The following is a 1284-nucleotide window of genomic DNA, read 5'->3' on the forward strand; positions in this document are numbered from 1 at the left end:
AAAAAAAGGCCACCCTAGATAGGATGGCCTTTTTTATGACTAATTCATAAGCTCATTACTGAGACTTAAGTCTTAGTTCAATACGTTAGCAACAACACCAGCGCCTACAGTACGGCCGCCTTCACGAATTGCGAAGCGAAGACCTTTGTCCATAGCGATTGGGTGGATAAGCTCTACGCCCATCTCAACGTTATCACCAGGCATTACCATTTCAGTACCGTCTTGTAATTGGATTGCGCCAGTTACGTCAGTAGTACGGAAGTAGAACTGTGGACGATAGCCGTTTAGGAATGGTGTGTGACGACCACCCTCTTCTTTTGACAATACATATACTTCAGCGTCAAATTTGGTGTGAGGAGTGATTGAACCTGGCTTAGCTAGTACTTGGCCACGTTGTACGTCTTCACGCTTAGTACCACGTAGTAGTACGCCACAGTTTTCGCCTGCACGACCTTCGTCAAGCAGTTTACGGAACATCTCTACACCAGTACAGGTGGTTTTTTGAGTGTCACGGATACCAACGATTTCGATCTCGTCGCCAACTTTAACGATACCAGATTCAACACGGCCTGTTACTACAGTACCACGACCTGAGATTGAGAATACGTCTTCGATTGGCATTAGGAATGCTTTGTCGATGTCACGCTCTGGCTCTGGGATGTAAGTGTCTAGTACGTTTAGTAGTTCTACAACAGCTGGTTGGCCGTATTTTTCTTCTGAGCCTTTTAGGGCTTCAGTAGCAGAACCTTTAACGATAGGAGTGTCGTCGCCTGGGAAGTCATAGTCGTTCAATAGTTCACGAACTTCCATTTCTACTAGCTCTAACAATTCTTCGTCATCTACCATGTCACATTTGTTCATGAATACGATGATGTACGGTACGCCAACCTGACGTGAAAGCAAGATGTGCTCACGAGTCTGTGGCATAGGGCCGTCAGTTGCAGATACTACTAGGATTGCGCCGTCCATCTGTGCCGCACCAGTGATCATGTTTTTAACATAATCGGCGTGACCTGGGCAATCTACGTGTGCGTAGTGACGGCTGTCTGTGTCATATTCTACGTGTGAGGTGTTGATGGTGATACCACGTGCTTTTTCTTCTGGTGCTGAGTCAATAGACGCGTAGTCTTTGGCTTCGCCACCAGAGGTGATTGCAGCTACGGTTGCGATTGCAGCGGTAAGGGTTGTTTTACCATGGTCAACGTGTCCGATTGTACCGACGTTGACGTGTGGCTTGTTACGTTCAAACTTGGCCTTTGCCATGGGTATTTCCTCTTTTTTTGG

At 46.7% G+C, this 1284-nt stretch carries 1 protein-coding gene; it reads right to left on the reverse strand.

Going from position 1 to position 1284, the window contains the following annotated elements; translation table 11 throughout:
- Window positions 1-72 precede the first annotated feature (72 nt).
- Window positions 73-1263, reverse strand: coding sequence for an elongation factor Tu (tuf, locus tag ACQKCP_RS13025; protein ID WP_057758488.1), 1191 nt, complete (start codon window positions 1261-1263; stop codon window positions 73-75).
- Between the last annotated feature and the right edge of the window lie 21 nt (window positions 1264-1284).

Origin of the sequence: Psychrobacter sp. NPDC078631 (assembly GCF_050268165.1) — a bacterium.
In the GTDB taxonomy this organism is placed as follows: domain Bacteria; phylum Pseudomonadota; class Gammaproteobacteria; order Pseudomonadales; family Moraxellaceae; genus Psychrobacter.

What these genes read in the sequence shown, in the direction of transcription:
- tuf (WP_057758488.1), bottom strand. Translation starts at nt 1,263, where the DNA reads ATGGCAAAGGCCAAGTTTGAACGTAACAAGCCACACGTCAACGTCGGT.